Source organism: Psychrilyobacter atlanticus DSM 19335, from assembly GCF_000426625.1.
In the GTDB taxonomy this organism is placed as follows: domain Bacteria; phylum Fusobacteriota; class Fusobacteriia; order Fusobacteriales; family Fusobacteriaceae; genus Psychrilyobacter; species Psychrilyobacter atlanticus.
Genome location: NZ_KE384548.1, coordinates 846461 through 865935 on the forward strand (window position 1 = coordinate 846461; position 19475 = coordinate 865935).

22 protein-coding genes are annotated in these 19475 nt (G+C 29.3%); 18 read left to right on the forward strand and 4 right to left on the reverse strand.

The annotated features are described in order from the left end of the window. Positions 1-131 precede the first annotated feature (131 nt). From K337_RS0115925 to K337_RS0115975, 11 genes are all read left to right on the forward strand, one after another. Positions 132-641 carry a phage tail protein gene (locus K337_RS0115925; protein WP_028857467.1) on the forward strand — a complete coding sequence of 170 codons (510 nt, stop codon included), beginning with the start codon at positions 132-134 and terminating at the stop codon, positions 639-641. Further along, entirely contained in the window at positions 642-941 is a 300-nt protein-coding gene (locus K337_RS0115930; RefSeq protein ID WP_028857468.1) for a hypothetical protein, read from the forward strand. Further along, positions 934-2031 carry a baseplate assembly protein gene (locus K337_RS0115935; protein ID WP_051251856.1) on the forward strand — a complete coding sequence of 366 codons (1098 nt, stop codon included), beginning with the start codon at positions 934-936 and terminating at the stop codon, positions 2029-2031. Before K337_RS0115930 ends, K337_RS0115935 begins: the two co-directional genes overlap by 8 nt. Continuing rightward, positions 2024-2629, forward strand: coding sequence for a phage tail protein (locus tag K337_RS0115940; protein ID WP_028857470.1), 606 nt, complete (start codon positions 2024-2026; stop codon positions 2627-2629). Before K337_RS0115935 ends, K337_RS0115940 begins: the two co-directional genes overlap by 8 nt. Then, on the forward strand, positions 2622-3836 hold the full coding sequence (locus K337_RS0115945) for a tail fiber protein (RefSeq protein ID WP_028857471.1): 1215 nt from the start codon (positions 2622-2624) through the stop codon (positions 3834-3836). Before K337_RS0115940 ends, K337_RS0115945 begins: the two co-directional genes overlap by 8 nt. 37 nt (positions 3837-3873) lie before the next feature. After that, positions 3874-4401: a hypothetical protein gene (locus K337_RS0115950; protein WP_028857472.1), complete on the forward strand. Its 528-nt coding sequence runs from the start codon at positions 3874-3876 to the stop codon at positions 4399-4401. A gap of 15 nt (positions 4402-4416) precedes the next feature. Next, entirely contained in the window at positions 4417-4716 is a 300-nt protein-coding gene (locus tag K337_RS0115955) for a hypothetical protein (RefSeq protein ID WP_028857473.1), read from the forward strand. After that, on the forward strand, positions 4713-5228 hold the full coding sequence (locus K337_RS18840; protein ID WP_051251858.1) for a lysozyme: 516 nt from the start codon (positions 4713-4715) through the stop codon (positions 5226-5228). Before K337_RS0115955 ends, K337_RS18840 begins: the two co-directional genes overlap by 4 nt. Further along, positions 5225-5527 (forward strand): hypothetical protein, encoded by a 303-nt coding sequence (locus tag K337_RS0115965; RefSeq protein WP_028857474.1) that lies wholly within the window; start codon positions 5225-5227, stop codon positions 5525-5527. Before K337_RS18840 ends, K337_RS0115965 begins: the two co-directional genes overlap by 4 nt. A gap of 212 nt (positions 5528-5739) precedes the next feature. Next, a complete protein-coding gene (locus tag K337_RS18845; RefSeq protein WP_028857475.1) occupies positions 5740-6444 on the forward strand; it encodes a toxin-antitoxin system YwqK family antitoxin in 705 nt (234 codons plus the stop codon). Between the two features lie 311 nt (positions 6445-6755). Further along, positions 6756-7721 (forward strand): hypothetical protein, encoded by a 966-nt coding sequence (locus tag K337_RS0115975; protein ID WP_028857476.1) that lies wholly within the window; start codon positions 6756-6758, stop codon positions 7719-7721. A gap of 280 nt (positions 7722-8001) precedes the next feature. Here the strand turns inward: K337_RS0115975 and K337_RS0115980 are convergent, their stop codons facing one another. Continuing rightward, a complete protein-coding gene (locus K337_RS0115980) occupies positions 8002-8538 on the reverse strand; it encodes a hypothetical protein (RefSeq protein ID WP_028857477.1) in 537 nt (178 codons plus the stop codon). Positions 8539-8784: 246 nt separating this feature from the next. Here K337_RS0115980 and K337_RS0115985 point away from each other — a divergent pair, with 246 nt between their 5' ends. The 5 genes from K337_RS0115985 to K337_RS18850 all read left to right on the forward strand — a co-directional run bounded on the left by K337_RS0115985 (position 8785) and on the right by K337_RS18850 (position 13412). Beyond that, positions 8785-9765 (forward strand): hypothetical protein, encoded by a 981-nt coding sequence (locus tag K337_RS0115985; RefSeq protein WP_028857478.1) that lies wholly within the window; start codon positions 8785-8787, stop codon positions 9763-9765. Between the two features lie 19 nt (positions 9766-9784). Then, entirely contained in the window at positions 9785-10381 is a 597-nt protein-coding gene (locus K337_RS0115990; protein ID WP_051251860.1) for a TIGR02594 family protein, read from the forward strand. Positions 10382-10509: 128 nt separating this feature from the next. Beyond that, on the forward strand, positions 10510-11364 hold the full coding sequence (locus K337_RS0115995) for a hypothetical protein (protein WP_028857480.1): 855 nt from the start codon (positions 10510-10512) through the stop codon (positions 11362-11364). 287 nt (positions 11365-11651) lie between these two features. Beyond that, a complete protein-coding gene (locus tag K337_RS0116000) occupies positions 11652-12437 on the forward strand; it encodes an SGNH/GDSL hydrolase family protein (protein WP_028857481.1) in 786 nt (261 codons plus the stop codon). Positions 12438-12911: 474 nt separating this feature from the next. Continuing rightward, complete coding sequence (locus tag K337_RS18850) at positions 12912-13412, forward strand: GNAT family N-acetyltransferase (RefSeq protein ID WP_051251862.1); 501 nt, start codon at positions 12912-12914, stop codon at positions 13410-13412. Between the two features lie 159 nt (positions 13413-13571). Here K337_RS18850 and K337_RS0116010 read toward each other — a convergent pair whose 3' ends face one another. Then, positions 13572-15179, reverse strand: a complete 1608-nt coding sequence (locus K337_RS0116010) for an ATP-binding cassette domain-containing protein (RefSeq protein ID WP_028857482.1) — start codon at positions 15177-15179, stop codon at positions 13572-13574. A gap of 633 nt (positions 15180-15812) precedes the next feature. Between K337_RS0116010 and K337_RS0116015 the strand changes: the two genes are divergently transcribed. Further along, the gene (locus K337_RS0116015) at positions 15813-16103 is read left to right on the forward strand and encodes a hypothetical protein (protein WP_028857483.1); all 291 of its coding nucleotides are present in this window, start codon (positions 15813-15815) and stop codon (positions 16101-16103) included. 1193 nt (positions 16104-17296) lie between these two features. Here the strand turns inward: K337_RS0116015 and K337_RS0116020 are convergent. Next, a complete protein-coding gene (locus K337_RS0116020; protein WP_028857484.1) occupies positions 17297-17482 on the reverse strand; it encodes a hypothetical protein in 186 nt (61 codons plus the stop codon). Between the two features lie 301 nt (positions 17483-17783). Beyond that, entirely contained in the window at positions 17784-18005 is a 222-nt protein-coding gene (locus K337_RS0116030; RefSeq protein ID WP_028857485.1) for a hypothetical protein, read from the reverse strand. Positions 18006-19067: 1062 nt separating this feature from the next. Here K337_RS0116030 and K337_RS20415 point away from each other — a divergent pair. Next, positions 19068-19190, forward strand: a complete 123-nt coding sequence (locus K337_RS20415) for a hypothetical protein (RefSeq protein WP_281168340.1) — start codon at positions 19068-19070, stop codon at positions 19188-19190. Positions 19191-19475: the final 285 nt, after the last annotated feature.

Here is a 19475-nt window from a genome sequence, read left to right on the forward strand (position 1 = left end):
AAGTCAAGGCTTTTAAAAGGTATTTGAATAAGAAAATCTGAAGGTCTTCTTATTTAAAGTCTGCATCATAAATTACAAAAAGTCAAATTTATGAGGAATATTATGTAAGTAACGAAATCGAGGTGATAACAATGATAGGAAAGTTAGGAGATATTCCCTTTGAAGTCTCCTTTGATGGGAAGAATAAGAAAATATTAAATTTTAGTAACTTAAAATTAAATAGCGGGGCTAACTATGGAAAACATACCCAGAAAGGGCAGAAACCTGCTCTGGAATTTATAGATCTAAAATCCGATATTCTTACTTTTAAGATGACTTTCAGAAGTGACTTTGGGATAGATCCCCAAGAACTTCTAAAAAAATTAAATGAGTATAAAAATAATGGTGAGACATTAGATTTTAGTTTAGGAAATAACCCTGTAGGAAGTGGCCAATATGTTATTACTTCCTATGATGCAGGATATGAATATATTACCAATGGCGGAAAGATAAGAAAGATAGATATTTCCCTTACTTTAGAAGAGTATCTGGAGATGATATACAAAAATATAGATATTGTAGTGAAACCTAAAAAAGCTACCAAGAAAAAGAGTGTCTCTCAAGGATTTAATCAAGGGATGATAGATAGAGGTGAGGGATAGATGATCTATACATTAGAGCCACAAAGTAAAGTCAATCTAAAAGCTACCGGAATAGACAGAATCCTTCAAAATGGAAGGAATATCCTCTCTGTAGTAATAGGGGAAGTTATCCTAGCCAGAGGAATTGGAATAAATGGAGATATAGTAGATTCACCACTAAATAGGAGTGCTGCCTTAATGGATATACAAACCCAGTTTAAAAAATATGAACCGAGATTAAAGATTCATAAGGTTACATATCTAACAGATCATCAAAGGGGAACTTTAAAGCCCATTATGGAGGTGAGTATTATTGAATGATTTAAATATACATAATGAAAGTTCAGAAGAGATCCTCGGAAGGATGGTTAAAAAGTATGAAGAGTTAAGCGGTGTTTCTTTAGGGTTAGCAGATGAAAGAAGATGGCTTCTGCAGACAGTTGCTTATTCTTTATTTGTCAGAAATGAAACTACCAATGAGGGACTTAAAATGAATTTGCTCCGATATACAAAGGGAGATTATGCCACAGAGATGGGAGCCTTTACAGACACAGAGAGGTTGAGTGCTAAAAAAGCCAGTGTACTTTTAAAATTTGAAATAGAGGAAGAAAAGGAACATCTTTTAGGAGTTAATTCAGTGAGGGTAACACCAGGAAATAACATGTATTTTTTAACACCATATTTTGAGTTTAAGCCAGGAGAAACTATTAAAGAAGTTATTGCTATTTGTACTAAAGAAGGAATAGTTGGCAACGGATATCTTCCAGGAGAAATAAATAAGATAGTTGATCCTTTTCCATTTTTTAAATCAGTAATAAATATGGAAATATCCCAAGGAGGAGCTGAGATAGAATCAGACAGCAGTCTAAAAGAAAGGATCCGAACAGCTCCAAGTAAATTTTCAACTGCAGGTCCAGGAGACGGATATATCTATTGGGCAAAAACTGCTAACCAGGAGATTATAGATGTAAATGTAGAAATGACCACACCAGGAACAGTCCGGATAACTCCTCTAATGAAAGGCGGAGAACTTCCTACAGATAGTATACTTCAAGATGTATTAACTATTTGTAGTGCAGATAAGAAAAGACCACTGACAGATAATCTAATAGTAAATAAACCTACGCAAATAGATTATGATATAGATTTTACCTACTACATTTCTAGTAAAAATATAGGGCTGGTAAATGAGATCCAAGACCAAGTTAATAAGGCAGTTAGTGAATATGTTTCCTGGCAAAAAGGAGCTCTTAAAAGAGACATAACCCCTACTGAATTAATCTACTTAGTTAGGAACGCAGGAGCTAAAAGAGTTAATATTGTATCTCCAGCTTTTAAAATTGTTAACTCATTTGAAGTGGCCAAGGAAAGTGGTTTAAACATTAGATATGGAGGAGTAGAAGATGATTAAAATAGATGACATTTCAATTTTGAGACTCCTCCCTAATTTCCTTCAGGAAGATAAAGAGATAAAACTATTAATCCAGGTTATCCAGGAAGAGCTAGTCCTGATTAATACCAGGGAAAAGAATCTTTTTCTCTATGGGGATTTCAAGGTATTGGATGAGTCTATCCTAGATGAATTAGCATATCAATGGAGAGTTGAGGGGTATGAACAGACTTTATCTAAAGCAGTTAAAGCCAGTTTAGTAGAAACAGCATATATCGTAAGGAAAACCAAAGGAACTAGGTATGCAGTAGAAAAAACTATGAAAGATATTCATGGTGATTTTGAACTTTTAGAATGGCAGGAGTATGGAGGATCTCCATATCACTTTAAGATCATTGGGAGTACCTCACCAACCAGTGAAAAATTAAAAGAACTATATAAATCAATCAATATGACTAAAAATGAAAGAAGTTCCCTCGATGGAATAATAATCAGCAGCCAATGGGAAGGGACAAACTACTCTGGAACTATCTTTCATTCATCACTCTATGAAGTTATTCCATTAGACCCTAATGTAGCTTCAGATTTTGAAAAATATTTAGGAGGAAGAAATGGCTAAATATACAGGAACAGTCCTTACTAATAAAGGGAAAAAGCTATTAGCTAGAGCGATCTTGGGAGAGGTAATAGTTTTTACCAAAGTAGAAATAGGAGAAGGGATCCTTTCTCCAGGAACAGATAAAGAAACTTTAACTTCCCTAGTAGATAGTTTTAAAATTTTAAGTATTACCAGTTCATCCAAACTACCTAATGGAGGATATAGGATAAGGATATCCTTTAATAATAAAGGTTTTATAGATGATACATACCTAAGAGAAGTAGGAGTTTATGCCAGGGGAGAAGATGGAGTAGAGATACTTTATTCTTACTGTAATACAGATACACCTAACTTAATCCCCAATGAATCCAGTGGAATCATAGAATCCGTAGAAGATATTATCACCTATATATCAAGTGCAGCAACTATCAATGCAGTTATAGATCAAAGTAATGTCTATGCTACCATAAAAGACCTTGTAGAAGGTCTCGCAACTAAGGAAGATAAGTTTAATAAGAATGATGCTTTTAATAAATCATTTGGGACTATTACCGGAACAGTAATGGAAGGAGATAAAAGAGCTACCGATCTAGGAGGAGAGGGAGCTTTTAATAAAAACAGCGGATTCAATAAAAATAAGAGTGATGCAGTAAACTCAAATGATTCTAATACTTTGGCTACCAGTAAAGCAGCAAAAACTGCCTATGACAGAGGAACTAGCGGAGTTACTAAAGCGGATGCTGCTCAAAATTCAGCAAATTCAGCACAGACAAAAGCAAACCAGGCTTACACTTTAGCAAATGAAAAAGAACCTAAATTCAGTAAGAAAACAGGTTGGAATTTAGATATATCACATCTAATAAATTCATCCAGTAAAACATTAGTTGCTTCAGCATTAGCGGTTAAAATTGCTTATGATAAAGCCTTAGAAGCTCTTGGGTTAGCTAATACAAACAAGAATGCAATACAAAATAATACAGAACAAATAGAGAATTTAACAAAAGTAGTAAAAGTGAGTGGGAGTGATTTTCAAAAGTTAATTAGTATTCCTTATCCAACAGGATTCACAAGAAATAACTGTAAGGTGTCTTTTCAAGACATGGGTTCAGTTGTACATTTCATACAAGGATATAAGGTTACAACAGATGGAAGGAACTACATAGTTAATAGATTATTAGGAACTTCAAGTGATTATATTGCAGAGATTACTTTTACAAAACAATTCTAAATTTGTTTTGGTTGATAGATAAAAAGAGAGGTGGAAAATGAAATATAACTTATTAAAAAAAGAAGCAGCCAATACTTGGGAAGAGGCTAAAGAAAAACATATAAAATCTGTTTCTTTGAATGAAAATAGAATCAATGGGGAATATGAAAAAGTATTTCCATATGACTATGATCCGGAAGTTCATTTTGTATATGAGGGGAAAATAACAGGACCATATACTATTCAACCTGACTTTACTCTGTATTTTCTAAATGATAGAGAGCAAATAGAAAAAGAATATAAAGCCCTTGAAATTGGTGAGATCTTAGAAGGGGACGAAATAAAAAATATTCCCTCTCCTGGAGAATTTTATACCTGGAATAATAACACATGGATCTATGATAAACAAAGGGAGATAGATAGTATAAATAATAGAATAAAATCCATTGAAGTTGATTTAGAAAATAAACAGGCTAGATTAGATTCCAGAGAGAAACTAGGTATGAAAGTATCTAAACCAGACCCTGAAATAGTAAGACTATTACAGCTCCATGCTGATACTTCTCAAGAACTTACTTTAATCTAAATTAGGAGGGATTATTTGGAATACAATATTACATTAGACTTAATAACATATATTATAGTCTTAATAGCATTCGGAACTATAGGAAGTTGTTACCAGGCATATAAAGACCAGGGAACTACTAAGCCATTTTGGGCTAGGGTTATATGCGGAGCATTTGCTGGATCAGTTACAATGCTTGTTGTGTTTATATTAGGACTAGAAGGAACTCAGGCTTTTATTCATTTTGGTATCGCAGCTCTTTTAGGTCTTCTATCTGAAAAAGGAGAAACACAAAAAATAGTAGATTTGATCTTTAACAGAGGAGGAAGAACATGAAAATATCTAAACGAGGGATAGACCTTTTAAAGCATTTCGAGAGTTACGAAATGAAGGCATATAAGTGTCCTGCAGACGTTTGGACCATTGGTTGGGGATTTACTCGGGTTGATGGTGTAAAAGTCAAAGAAGACGATATTATGACCTCAGAAGAGGCCAATCTAGAACTAATAAAGCAACTAAGAACTTATGAGAATGTAGTTAAGAAAGCCATTATGATAAAAAAGATAAACCAGAACCAGTATGATGCCTTGGTCTCTCTTTGCTATAACATTGGAGGATCCAGTTTTAGGAGATCCGATATAGTTAAACTGGTCAATAATAGAAATTTTATAGGTGCATGTCGGATCTTTAATCTATGGTCCAAGGCAGCTAAAAAAAGATCCAAAGGATTATTGAGAAGAAGGATGGCAGAAAGGAATTTATTCTGTAGTTGGCCAGACCCAATTGTAAAAGTTGTTCCTAAAAATTACCAGGAAACATTAGAGAACTATAAGGAGAGTGAAAAATGAAAGAACTATTAGGAAATGCATTACTATGGCAGGTATTATTGGGGATTATATTATTAATCTTACCATCACCACTACTGAAGAAAGCAGGAGATCAGGTAGGAGATGCCATTGAAGGAGTAGGAGGAGAAAAAGCCAGGAATGTAGCTTACAAAATTCTTACTGACTTTGCTGAAGGATTAAAGAAATCTAAACATAATGGAGATATTAATTTAACCTCTAATTATCAGATAGACAGTGAATTGGATAAATATAAGGTGTCATTGGGTTTGGAAGATTTAAAATCAAAGGTAAAGGATTAGAATTTAAGATAGACCTAATTCATCATAAAACCAAGTTATTTCAGTTTAAGATTTTTAGGAGAGCTAATTCAATAAGAGAATTGTTTTGGAGATATAAAAGATAGATTAAAGGGATATTAATTTATATCCCTTTTTTTTAAAATTGAAATTTTAAATATTATCAAGCATACTTAAATGACAATGAAAATGAAAATCAAAGGAGGGGGATAATAATGAATAAAATATTATTAATATTGATAATTAGTATCAGTTTAACGAGTTATGGGAAATCAATTAACATAGAGCAATTAGAAACACGAAACGGTATAGATTATGAGATAAGTGAAGAAACTCCATACACAGGAACAGCTATTAGGTATTACGAAAATGGTCAAATCGAATTTAAATCAAATTATAAAAATGGATTAATAAATGGAGAATGGGTTTTTTATTATGAAAATGGTCAAATTAAATTAAAAGGAACTTGTAAAGATGGGGTACTAAATGAACAACGAAATTATTACGCAACTGGAAAAATCAGAGATAAAAAAAATTATAAAGATGGAGAACTAAATGAATGGATTTTTTATTATGAAAATGGAAAAATTAAAAGAAAATGGAATTATAAAGATGGGGGAAAAAATAGGGAATCGATTTCTTATTACACAACTGGAAAAATCAAATCTAAATGGAATTATAAAGATGAGGAAATAAATGGGGAATCGATTTCTTATTATGAAAATGGAAAAATCAAATCTAAAGAGAATTATAAAGATGGGAAAAAAAATGGGGAATCGATTTCTTATTATGAAACTGGAAAAATCGAATCTAAAGGGAATTATAAAGGTGGAGAAAAAAATGGGGAATATATTTTATATTACAGAACTGGAAAAATCAAATCTAAAGGGAATTATAAAGATGGGAAACGAATGAACTAATATAAAAGTCATGAAAGTTCCGTAGGAAATGGTTTGGAACTTTCATTTGAAAGCTTAATAAAATCAATCTTAAAAGGACGCTGCAAATTTAGCGTTCTTTCGATTTAAATTGAAAATTTTATAAAAAAAAGTTTTCAATGAAATCAAAGACAGTAATTAAGAATTAAAAAAAGTCATTAGTAAGGATAACTTTTTGTTTGATGGAGAGGAAAATATAAAAATAAAGATATAAATATATATAAAGCTTTATTGAGCTAAATATTATATTAGTTTTACTTTATTATCAAAAACATAACAAAGGAGGTATTAAAATGAATAAAAGAATCAAAATAAAAAAAGAGTCTTTTTATATTCCATTCCGTGAGCATCTAGTTGATATTTTCGGAACCTTAGTTCCTGGAATTTTATTCTTAAATTTCACTATTTTTACTTTAGCTTGGCCTATATGGGCGATATTGGCAGAATTTGATGATAAGAGGTTAATGACTTATGAAATCGCCAAAAGAATAATTAAATTTACTAAGTTTTTTAAGAGTGAAATAGGAATTGTTTTGATAATTATTAGTTATGCATTTGGGCGTATTTTCTTTCGTCTTAATAAAGACAAGGTTGATGAAGATAGTTATAGATATATTGCTCGAAAAAAACTCCTCAATAAAGAAACGTTAGAAAATTGGGTAGTTAGAAAGAAAGGAGAGGTTTCAGAAAACTGGATAGTTAGAAAAATAAAAGAAATTTCAGAATATTGGGTGATTAGAAGTACAAAAAATGAGTCACCAATTTGTGACTACCCTTATTATTATTTATATGAATATTTAGAATCAAAAGGAATGAGTCATTTAACTAAATTTGTCCCTTGGAGGGGTGAAGATGAAGAAACATATAAATACCGAGCAACACATCGAATTAATGCTATAAAAATTAGGCTTATGTATTATGAACCATATAGTTTCACTTATATTTTTAGAAATGAAGCACATATTCGTATGATGTCTTCAATTTGGTATGTGATGACATACATTTTAAGGCTTGGGTTAATTTTGATAATAATAAGTATAATTTTACTTTTATACTTTCCAATTGATCCAAGCTATTTAGTGACTAGACGTATTATACCTATTTTAACAAGCTTTATTATGCTAGTACTCGCATTTATTATAAAAAGGGCAATTAAAAAAATTTATCATTTCATGCGAGTAAGGGAAATTGTTCTTATATTAGAAGGTGCTTACATTGCATCAATTGAAAATCCAGATTTTCTTAAAGGGTTGAATTAATCAATAATATTAAAACAATCTACATTTAAAAATTCTAGTATGGAGAAAGCGTTGTTCATAAATGTAAATTAGAAATTTATAATTAATAGCTAATGAACATTCCTAAATAATTCTTTCGGAACTTTCATAATTAACATCAATGAAATCAATCTTAAAAAGACACTAAATTTAGTGTCTTTTTATTTAAATTTTGTATGAGATTTTTTTTTTAATAATATAAACATAATGTAGATAATTACTCTTTTATGAATACTGTTACCGTCTGTTTATATCGTTTACTCTATAGATCTTGGCGATAACCAAACTCACTCGATAGATTTTTTATTAATAATGAGTACTTCTCTATGATAACTTTCATCTCAGTCGGCACATTAGAAAATAATTTTTCCCAGCTTTCTTCCCAATTTGGAAGTGTCTTAAGTTGATACGTGTTAGTCTTTATTTTCGCATTAGACCCTACACCTGTATAGGTTTCAAAGGCTATATTCATAAATTCTGTATATGATAAGAAAGCACTATCAGACCAATAAGGTCGACTTATATACATGTTCCGATCAATATCTCTTTTTTTCTCTATAATTTGATTTGGAGAAAATTCCTTCCAGTCTCCAACTTGCAGTAGATATACAAAAATATCGTTCAAATCCTTACCAATAGTTTCATATATATCTACACGTTTTTTAATAATACGGTCATTCAAACTGGCCCGTTTTTCATAGTTAATCGCAATGTTTTTTGCCCAAATTCCTAATAATAGAATTATTATAGGTGTGGCAAATGGCACAATAATATCAATAATAATTTTACTAATACTCATATTAATACTCCCTTTAGACATATTTTATTTCAAGACTTAACTTTCAAATATATCTTTCATTATAAATTTAACTTTGTCAAATAAACATATGAATTTTTGCTTGATATCCATAAACCTTATTTTATCCTCACTTTTTTTGAATTTATCCATAATTATTTGATTTTATATATATTTTAATGCAAACTTAAATAAGGGTAAATAATTTTAAATGATAGAAAAAATACTATTATAAAAAGGAGGTTTTTTATGGAAAAGAAATGGTGGTATGCACCGGATTCTTTTATTAACGAAGAATCCAATTTTCAAAGTACAACAAAACGATGTAGTGAAGATAATAAATTTAAAAATGCTCAAAAATTAAGAATTACTGTAGAAGGAGCTTGGATCCATGAAAATATGGATCGGTTAATGTGGACTAAAACTAATGACCTCATTATTTTTAGTCAAATTGGATACGGCAGTAAACCCCCAATAAAAAAAGTTCATTTCTATGAAAAAAACGTGAAAGAAAAGAAATGGATTCCCATCGTATTTCATCCTGATATTTATGCAACCTCTGATTTTAATGAATCAATAGAAGAAATAAATATAGGAATATTTGTCTATGATGAAGACGGATTAAATAAAAGTAAAGCTAGTGAGCTTTCTTCAAACTTTGCTTCCGCAGCTTCCATAGCAGCTATTGCCTTTCCTGTGCTCTTACCTTATTCGCCTCTAATATCTAGTGTAGGGAAATCCTTAATAGGGATAATTAGTAATATGGATGACCATGATGAAATAATCAATGGAAATATAAGGTTAGCAGTTAATAAATCCTCTGATGAGGCCTACAATTTATTACAACCTGGATTTTTTGTTTGTTTTGCAGAACCAGTAGAGATAAAAAATTTAATTCTCAAAGAAGATAAGAAAGTTTATACAAAAAAAGGAGATCTGTACACTCATAATTCATATATTGTATTACGAGTAACTAAAGATACTTCAATTTCCTCTGAGTTTCTTATTAATCAACGAATGGCAACACTCTTATCTGAACTTGAAAAAGGGAAGGGTGAAAATTCTATTCAAGCTTTAGATTTTCTTCAGGATACAATGAGTTCTTATTCACTAATGAAAAAATTAAAACGTTATAAGGAACTCAAAAAAAAATCTATCCGTACAGAGGACGAAGAAAATCTATATCATGAATTAAGTAATGATGATGAATTATCTGAATATTATTTGTAAAACAAAAGGAGGGCAAAAAATGAAATATAATGATTTGAAAAAACTAAAACTTAGTCCAGAAATTTGGACATTAATCCAAAAAGGGTTGAATCATGCTGGATTTTATAACGGAACTTATTTTGGAAAACCTGGTCCTAAAACAGAAAAAGCTTACAATGCTTATATTAATAATGATGTTAGCGAACCAAAATGGATGTCTGTAGCAAGAAACGAAATAGGAGTTAAAGATTATTCTGGCAGTGCTGATAATCCTGATGTTCTTAAATATCTTAAAAGTGTTGATACTCTCAGTGTGAGTGCTCAAAGGAGAGATGAAACTGCTTGGTGTAGTGCTTTTGTTAACTGGTGTATGGAAGAAGTTGGGATAAAGGGAACAGAAAAAGCTAATGCTAGATCTTGGCTTAAATGGGGTAAAAAATTAGAAGTTCCTAAAATAGGTTGTGTTACTATTCTGTGGAGAGGAGACCCTAAAGGATGGCAAGGACATGTTGGATTTTTTATAAAAGAAACTACTTCACATGTATATCTATTAGGCGGAAATCAAAGTGATGAAGTAAAAATTAAAAGATATCCTAAAGAGCGTATTCTAGGATATAGGGATATATCCCAAGTGTAATTCTATGAGTAGAAAAAACCTTATCTAATACAAACCACAGGGACTAATATCTAGTAAAAAAACTAAATTTAATAAGGTATGCTTTCGCCAATATATAAATATTAACTGAGCTTAGGAGGAAGATGATTATGGATAAGTTAAGTCCGGACACAAAATCAAAAAATACGGTTAATACAGAATTAACTAGAGAAGAAGTTGAACAGCTTCACCAAATAAAGCTCCTCGAAGAAATAAAGCGGGAATTAATTGTATGGGCCAAGCGTCAAGTATGGTTATTTTTAATTGTGATATCTATTTTAGTCGCTTTTGGTATTCATCAGACTATTGATATTTTAGTTGATCGTAAAATAAAACAGAATATAGCTGAGAAAGAAGCAATTATTACGCATAGTTTAGACATTATGCACGACGCTACTGTTGAAGGGACTGTTGAAGCAAAGAGAATCAAGGCTACACTATTCAGTTTGGAAGAGATGAGATCCAGTGCTCAAGAAAGTTTAGATTTATTAAAAATAGAGGCTAATCAACTTCAAAAAGATTTTGCAAATATTAATGCAAACATCAATAGCCTACGGGAAGGACTTAAGAAGAATACTGAAAATTTACAGATTCAAATAGGAGGGATAGCTTCTAAAACCAGCGTTGATATTTCTTCCTCAAAACAAAAAATTTTAAATTTTGAAGCTAATTCAGAATATACTGTATTGGTGTTTTATACACTTTCTCAGAAGGTTATAGCTAATGATCTTAAAGAGAGTCTTCTATCCGAAGGGTATCGTTCTTCTAGTACTGCCACAGATTTTTCAGAGCTTTCAAAGGTGTATTCATCTGGAACTATCTCTATAAATTATACAAATCGAGGAACTAATGTAGTAGAGAAGATTGAAGAAATGCTGACTAAAAAGGGTCTATCAGGCTCTTTCAAGATTCAAAAAAGTATTACTCCATTACGACGCGGCGATGTGCAAATTTTAATCTTCTGATACGAATAATTACACATGGCACTTATAATATTAGCTAGAATGTATTTAATATTATTTTTTTTAACTTTTATTTGAAAGGCTAATAAAATCAACTTTAAAAGAATATTGATTTTAAGGCAAGCTTAAATAAGACTCTTCTAAAGATAATCAATATTTAGGTTTGTTTTTCTAAAAAGTTATGAATTTTTATCATAGAATATATGTAAGAAAGTTAGGGAGAATATATACTTATTTAATATCTGAATATAAAATAATTTTTTAAATAAACTTAAAAAAGGAGGAGAACTATGAAAGCAGAAAGTATAAAAGAATTAAAATATTACAAGAATAAAAACTCTAAAGCTTTAACAATTTTGGCAGAAGGCGATTCTTGGTTTGATTATCCTAGAAATATGTTTTTTCTAGGTCCAGATGCTAATATAATCGATCATCTTTATGATAAAAAAGATTTAATCATCTATAATATGGCTAGTAATGGAGATGAAGCTGTCGAGATGCTTTCTGGAGAAAATAAATTTAAATTAATTAAAGCATTAGAAAGCTATAAATTTGATATATTACTTTTTTCTGGTGGCGGAAATGATATTGTAGGAGGTTATGATTTTAATTTTATTTTAAATGAAAAAAAAGACAGTATGAAATGGAAAGATTGCATTAACTTAGAAAGATTAGAAATTAAAATAGATCAAATTAAAAGCTCGTATAAATTTTTATGTGAGATAGCAAAGGATTATCCAAATATAAAAATAGTTTCTCACACTTATGATTTATGTCCTCCAAGTAAAACTGGTTTTAAACCAATAAAATTTTTACCTACCACTTTTGGAGATGGATGGTTAAAAGTTTATTTAACAGAAAAAAAAATTTATAATTATGATGATCAAAAAAATATTATAGATTACATTTTGAAAGCTTTAAGAGAAATTCTAATTGAAATTGATAAAAAATATGATAATTTTACAGTTGTCGACACTCAAGGAACATTAGGTGATAAACATTGGAGAGACGAATTACATCCTAATTCAGTGGGATTTGAATTAATTTCACAAAAAATATATAAAGCTTTGGTTTAGGTGTTATAAATTTTCTTGTAAAATAATAGAAGTAAACTAGTGATCATATATAAGAAATTCATGATATAATGTTAAAGAAAATAATTATTTATTTAGATACATAAACTTAGAGGTCAAAAACGGTATTTACTCAGGTACCATGTCGAACCTTAAGTTTTTACGAAAACTTTATACTATATAAAAAGAGGAGTGCTTCGGTACTCCTCTTTTTATTGCTACAGCATAATCTCATACTTATCCCCTCTTAAAATAAAAAAAGAATGGAGTTTAACTTCCACCCTTTCAAAACCTTTATTCAACTCAATATTCTATTTTATTCATACTATCAGCATAAATTACCCTTCCCAGATTCTTTATTTTAAATGTAGCATATTATTCACCCCAAAACAAGAGATCCTCATCTATTAAGTTTTGTTTTAATGAAATAAAAATTATGATAAGATCTAATAAATAATAAAATAAAAGGTGGATAGAATGATTTATGAATTAGAACCAATGATTGTTGAAGATGCAAAGAATTTACATGAATTTTTTAACCAAATAGCAAGAGAAACGAACTTTGTAACTTTTGAAGAATTTGAATCTCCAAGTGAAAAAGTGTGTAAATCAATAATAGAATCAGCTAAGGAAGCTCCCAATTATGCTTATTGTATAAAAAAAGATGGGAAAATAATTACTAGTTTAATAGCTACTACTAGAAATGGTAGATTAAGAGAGAGACATAAATCAAATTTTGGTATAGCAGTTTCTAAAAAACACTGGGGAAAAGGTATAGGTTCGTTACTTATAGAAAAAGTAATCGATGAATCTAAAAAAAATTCTATATCTAAGATAACTTTAAAAGTTAATGAAAAAAATACTAGAGCCATAAAGCTATATAAAAAATATGGATTCGAGATAGAAGGTATCTATAAAAAGGACAGACTTGTCAATGGGGTAATGGAAACAGGAATTTCAATGGCACTATTTTTATAAAAACAACAAAATTATAAAAAAAAAGACTTTATTTTTCAAAAATTTTTATTAAGTAAGTCCCTATAAAATATTCTAATGTTTTGAATATTCATAATTTCTATCATACTAAAAAAATTGAAATAAAAAAGCTGGCTTTGGCCAGCTTTTTTATTTCAATTTTTAACCTCTTTCTTTCTCTCTAAATAATCTATCTCTAATATCAAACATTTCAAAATTAATCATTCTTAATAATTCTTTGTCATGAGTTACTAAGACAACGGCACCGTGATATTCATTTAACATATTTGCAATTGTAGACCTAGAGTAACTATCCATATAAGTAGAAGGTTCATCTATTACAAGTAAGTGAGTTTCAGCTAAGATGTTAGTAAATATTTCTAACCTCTTTTTCTCTCCACCACTTAACATATACAATTTTTTACTTCTAAATTCTTCTTCGTAATTGAAAAGAGAGTCAATAGCTCCTTCAATAAAGTCTTGGTTTAGACCAGTTTTATCCTGAATATATTCTGTAATCTTCATATTTTCATCTTCTAAGATAGTTTCTTGCTCTATATAAGAGAATTTTGCCTTAGGGTTTATATCAATAGTTCCTGTAGTAGGGACTTCTTCTCCTAAAATCATCTTTAATAAAGTTGACTTTCCAGCTCCATTTTCTCCTACGATACATATTTTACTGTTTTTTAATATATCAAAGTTAACATCTTTATATAATATTTTTTCAGGGAACTCCTTAGAAACATTATTAACTGAAGCTATTACATCACCAATATCTTTATTAATTGTAAAATATTCTTTAGGACTAGAGTCATAAGCATATTCAGATTCTTTAGAATGTACATTTTTCCCTTTTTCTAACTTTTCTAATTCTCTTTCTAACCTTCTTAAGATTACAGCATGGGAACGGTTATTTCCAACACCTTGAACTAATATTTCCTTTTTCTGTAGTCTTTCACGGGTTTTTTCTATTTCAAATTCTTTTTCTCTATTTTCTTTCTTTTCTTCCTTTAGTTGTATCTTTTTGTCCTTTTGGTAAGTTCTATAATCCCCTTCATATGTAGTTACTTTAAAATTATCTACATCAAAGAATTTATTAGAAAATGATCTAATAAAATCAACACTATGAGAAATCACTAAAAATGCTTTAGAACTTTTAGTAATAAAGTTAGCTAACCAAGCAGTCTTCTTTTTATCAAAATATGATAATGGTTCATCTAAGATTACAAGGTTAGATTCTTTGAATAAAGCTATTGCAAGTCTTACATATTGCTTTTCTCCACCACTTAAATCTTTAAATTCTCTATCTAACTTACTACCTAATTCGAATACATCTATAAATTCAGATTGTAAATGAATATAGTCATATGCTCCTAAACTTTCAAAAAGGTCTGAAGCTTTTTGAAATTCTTCCATTACTTTTTCATCATTGTCTGCTTCACCAGTAAACTGAGTCGAAACTTCTTCTAAGTGAACTTGAGCTTTTACTATATGCTCAAATGGTGAGTCTAATAACTCTTTTACTGATTTATCTAAACTTGTTTCTCCAAATTGATCAAAGTAAGCAATTTGTGCTTCCTCTTCAATTACTATATCTCCATAAGTTGGATATTCATCTTCATTTATTAATTTTAATAAAGTTGATTTTCCGCTTCCATTATTACCAACAATAGCAACCTTGTCTCCCTTGTTGATCTCTAAATTAACATTTTCATATAACTTTTGAGTTAAATGTGATTTTGCTACATCTTTAAATTCAATAATATTCATATCTCTTCTCCTATTTTAACGATTCGCTATAAATAACCTAAATACTATTATAACGCATATTTGATAAAATTCAAAATTAAACTATAAAAATATTATGTTGTTTTGTTTAAGAGGAGTTATAAATCCAGATTTTACTATAAAATATACTTAGATGTCTTTAACATATTTATCTTCTATATGTTTTAATTTTTCGTAGCAACCTCCATGTATTATTTAAATTTTAATCTAGCCCTCTATATAAACAAATAATAATTTGTTTGTATTTTTTCTTACGATAAGATATTCTTAAGCTTAATTTTCTTTAAGTTTGATATCATTTTTTTTACAGGTAAAGGAATGATTTCTCAACTTTCTTTCATCCTACAAAGGTATGATTCCAAGCAGTTTTTAGCCTTATAATAGGCTTATTTTGGTGTGATTCCAAAAGTAAAACCTTGGTCTAGATTAGGAAATCCTATTGAAATATCATCATCAATAGCAGCATATGAAAAACGTTTTTTAATTAAAACTAATTTAATGGTAAGATAAAACTAAATAGTTTTTATTTTATTAGTCCTCCTAAATAATTCTCTCTATTACTTTCTATAAGGAAAGTTAAGTGCTATACTTTATTAGAGTCGGAAAAGGAGCGTTATGAAAATTTTTAACAATAAAATAAAGTATAGTGGAGTAATAAGCACCGATACTTTAATCGGCGGAAGTTCTAAAGGGCACCTTACTTTAAATAACTGCAGTGTAATCATTAACGGAATGCATAAAGGTACAATTAATTGTACTCCAAACTCGAAACTTGAAGTAAATGGTATGTTGAAAGGAACCATTACCAATAGTGGAGGTTATGTTAAAATAACTGGAATTATTAATGGCAAAGTTAATACTATTACTGGTAAAACAATAATTGATCAAACAGCTATAATAAAATAATAAATGATGCCGACTCTTAATACTTTTTTTAGTTTTCATAAATTTAGAACCTCCTAAATTAAATATAGTTTTTATATTAGTTGCTATAACCTAGGCAGATCATTAGAACTCCTAATATTTTCTTTGGTAGAAAATCAATAGAATTAAAGTATAGAGTTAATTTCTGAAAAAATATTGTATATACATTTAGTAAAAGCAATTAAGGAGGAGATATGGGGCTAAACTGAACTGAACGGCAAAAAATTATTGAAAACATTCAATATGAAATACTTAATTTAGAAAAATATGAAGAATACAGAGGAAGCAGTAAAGAAAAAAAATTTATTGATGAAGCCTCTAATCCAGTCATCAGTATAACAAAAGATCTATTCTTTCATAACTTACATGCATATTCTAAAAATCTTGAAGAAGAGTTCCAAATTCGAGAAATAGATATTATAAAAGAAGAAATAAAAAAAGAATTGCTTTTATTTATAAAACGAAAAAAATGGATAAATAAAGAACGAATAAAGAAAATCGTAAAAAGTAATGTGCATGATGGTATAGAAACTGTCTAAAAAATATAAAAGAATTAATAAAGTTAAAGTTGGTCTGGCATCAAGTGCTATTATAGTGCCGTGAGGAGAAGATGGTGAAAACTATCTTTTTTTATACAAAAAAATGGAAATAATACAGAATCAAATGAAAGTCCTGGAAGATAAAAGAAAAGATCCTGCCAAAAAAGGATAGCTAAAAAAACTTATTAGTTTTTGTTAGGATAAAATTCCAAACTATACTAAAGGTAATTATATCCGATTAAAAATCAGAAACACTGTTTAAATTTTCCCAAAAACTAAAAAAAACCCAAAATAAAATGGGTCTTTTTAAAGATCAAAAAATCTGTTGAGGATAGATTTTTCTAGGTAGATTCTATTTTTTAACTAGACTAGAATCTAATTCACATGAAATTTAGGAGAGAGAGTCTTAAAAACATGTGTTTCGAATCCACTTACTAATATTTTATTACTAAACGCCTAAAAAAACAACATTGATTAATTAAATAAACTATTAACTAACTAAACTAAATATTTTCTTATTTTTAAAAAAATTTTTTAAACATTGCAATGAAGTGAACCTGTAAACAAATCACTGTTGCAATATCGCTAAGAATAAGAGAAGGAGCTACAGAGCAGCCCAAAATTATTATTTTAAAACTATATATTGCAAGAATTGCAAATAGAAGTATTTATAAACCCTTTAGACTTAGCATGAATTAGTGCCACCTCTAAATTTCTATAGATACCTAAATAGATATTATCTTCAATTGGTATATGATTACATCCAAATTGATGAATTTCGTTAGTTTTAGTATCGATATAAAAATCAACATAAACTGTCATTGAAATCACCTCCTTTTATTTTAAAAAATAATACCATAAAATTCATACAAATGAAAATTATAGAATTTAATTAGATAAATATGAAAATCATTAGAATTAATTATGGATAAGAAAAAATGGACAGAGCAATATATCTAATGGAGTTTAATCAAAATATATATGCAATAACTAAAGAAGATATAGTACATATTAGAGGTCGTCAAAAATATTCTTGGGATGAAGTTTAAAAAATTTAGAGTAAATAAAAAAAGAGCCAATAAATAGCTCCAATTATTATCCTAAGATAATTGAATATTGTAAGTTACCAGTCTATGAAAGTACAACAGCAAGAAGATCCTTTAGCGTTAACATAACCTTGAGTAATCCCCATTAGTACAGCAGATTCTAAATTTTTATGAAGTCCTAAATTAATATAAAATTTAAATTTAGTACGAAAAATTGGTAGTATATCAAGATGCTTTCTTAGTTTAGAACATTGTTTTGCATGAATCTTATGAGTTTTAGTATCGATATAAAAAATCATATTTAATCCTCCTATAGTGTTTTTTGAAATTATAGCATAAAAACAAATGAAAAACTAAGAATATAAATATAATTCTAAGATATAAAATGAGTGCTCTAACTATTTATAGCTAAAGAAAAGATAGATAAATTGACTAAGGAACAATTAGCAGCGCTAGAGCTATATAATTTAGGAGAAACTCAGAAAATAGGTGGCTATTCAAGACTATCCCCTATGATATAGAACGATCGAAAAATCTGACTTAAACGATAGAAGACTTATCAGTGATACAAAACCGGGAGTATCCACATAGATCAACAATCTAAAGGATTTTAGAAAAATACTCAGGAAGGTGTGATAAAAACGGAGAACGTAGAAAAAAATACACTAGATGGGAGAAAAGTAAAGAAGGTTGTAAAAAATAAGAAGTTTTATAGGCAGAGATCAATGTTATAAAGAGGCATGAGCTTCAATATGATGATTTAAAGGTCTATGGTGCCTGTGAACTAACATTCTATGGTCCAATCTTAGGGAAACCCTTAAAAAGCAAATATGAAGATCCTCTATAAAAATTAAAATATCTCATACGGGAGATCTAGAATACTTAGCAGGTCTACAATTAAAATTTTAGGATTTGGAAGGTTTAATAAAGTCTAGGTTTTTAAGGACTGGAAAGGCATCACCTATAAATTATAAGACAACTATAGCAAGGGTAGAATTTGAAGCCGCTCTTGGATTCATATCTAAGCCTTTACAAGTTTTAATAGGTCATACAAAAATAAATTATTCAATGCCTAGTTTTCCTGTGTCTTTTTACCCAATTCATCCGAAGGAGCAGGTTTTATCTTAGGGAGTTGTTCCAGTGAAAAAACTTCCTAAAGATACCAGTAAGACAAAATATATGATTTTTCCATATGAAACCGAGGTTTAATATAACTTTGAAACACATTTATTGGAAGTCGATTGTGTCGGAGATATCGATATAAAGGAAGCTAGTAGCATAAATATATTTTCTAATAATATAGTGATGACAACAAATAGCTTAACTTAAATTCAAAAGCTGCTTTTATTGAAGGAACTTCATTGAATATAAATGCAATAACAATAGCTGGAAAAGTAGGAGGAGGTAAATTAACTACTCCTAAAAATGTAGATCTCCATAAGCATAGAGATACAGAAAGCAGTCTAACTACAATACCGGAATAGTATTTTTATATAGTAAAAGCCTTAACTCTAGGAAATTAAGGCTTTTAAAAAGATTATAAACATAATAATTAAACCTGAAGGGTGTTTAATTACTTGAAGTCTTCCCTATAAAATAAGAAAAATAAAATTTATTTTTAATAAATAATAAAGCATTCTAACAATAATTATTTATCAATGGCAAAAGCCTTAACTTTAGAAGGTTAAGGCTTTCACAAAAATACACATACGATGATTAAACTTTGGGGAAGTTTAATCACTCAGATTATTACTTATAAATCAAAAAAA

Excerpts from the sequence above, each read along its gene's own strand:
- K337_RS0115945 (WP_028857471.1), top strand. The coding sequence starts at position 2,622 with ATGGCTAAATATACAGGAACAGTCCTTACTAATAAAGGGAAAAAGCTA.
- K337_RS0115925 (WP_028857467.1), top strand. The coding sequence starts at position 132 with ATGATAGGAAAGTTAGGAGATATTCCCTTTGAAGTCTCCTTTGATGGG.
- K337_RS0115965 (WP_028857474.1), top strand. The coding sequence starts at position 5,225 with ATGAAAGAACTATTAGGAAATGCATTACTATGGCAGGTATTATTGGGG.
- K337_RS0115980 (WP_028857477.1), bottom strand. The coding sequence starts at position 8,538 with ATGAGTATTAGTAAAATTATTATTGATATTATTGTGCCATTTGCCACA.
- K337_RS0115940 (WP_028857470.1), top strand. The coding sequence starts at position 2,024 with ATGATTAAAATAGATGACATTTCAATTTTGAGACTCCTCCCTAATTTC.
- K337_RS0115950 (WP_028857472.1), top strand. The coding sequence starts at position 3,874 with ATGAAATATAACTTATTAAAAAAAGAAGCAGCCAATACTTGGGAAGAG.
- K337_RS18850 (WP_051251862.1), top strand. The coding sequence starts at position 12,912 with ATGATTTATGAATTAGAACCAATGATTGTTGAAGATGCAAAGAATTTA.
- K337_RS0116000 (WP_028857481.1), top strand. The coding sequence starts at position 11,652 with ATGAAAGCAGAAAGTATAAAAGAATTAAAATATTACAAGAATAAAAAC.
- K337_RS0116010 (WP_028857482.1), bottom strand. The coding sequence starts at position 15,179 with ATGAATATTATTGAATTTAAAGATGTAGCAAAATCACATTTAACTCAA.
- K337_RS0115930 (WP_028857468.1), top strand. The coding sequence starts at position 642 with ATGATCTATACATTAGAGCCACAAAGTAAAGTCAATCTAAAAGCTACC.
- K337_RS0115975 (WP_028857476.1), top strand. The coding sequence starts at position 6,756 with ATGAATAAAAGAATCAAAATAAAAAAAGAGTCTTTTTATATTCCATTC.
- K337_RS0116030 (WP_028857485.1), bottom strand. The coding sequence starts at position 18,005 with ATGATTTTTTATATCGATACTAAAACTCATAAGATTCATGCAAAACAA.
- K337_RS0115985 (WP_028857478.1), top strand. The coding sequence starts at position 8,785 with ATGGAAAAGAAATGGTGGTATGCACCGGATTCTTTTATTAACGAAGAA.
- K337_RS0116015 (WP_028857483.1), top strand. The coding sequence starts at position 15,813 with ATGAAAATTTTTAACAATAAAATAAAGTATAGTGGAGTAATAAGCACC.
- K337_RS18845 (WP_028857475.1), top strand. The coding sequence starts at position 5,740 with ATGAATAAAATATTATTAATATTGATAATTAGTATCAGTTTAACGAGT.
- K337_RS18840 (WP_051251858.1), top strand. The coding sequence starts at position 4,713 with ATGAAAATATCTAAACGAGGGATAGACCTTTTAAAGCATTTCGAGAGT.
- K337_RS0116020 (WP_028857484.1), bottom strand. The coding sequence starts at position 17,482 with ATGACAGTTTATGTTGATTTTTATATCGATACTAAAACTAACGAAATT.
- K337_RS0115990 (WP_051251860.1), top strand. The coding sequence starts at position 9,785 with ATGAAATATAATGATTTGAAAAAACTAAAACTTAGTCCAGAAATTTGG.
- K337_RS0115995 (WP_028857480.1), top strand. The coding sequence starts at position 10,510 with ATGGATAAGTTAAGTCCGGACACAAAATCAAAAAATACGGTTAATACA.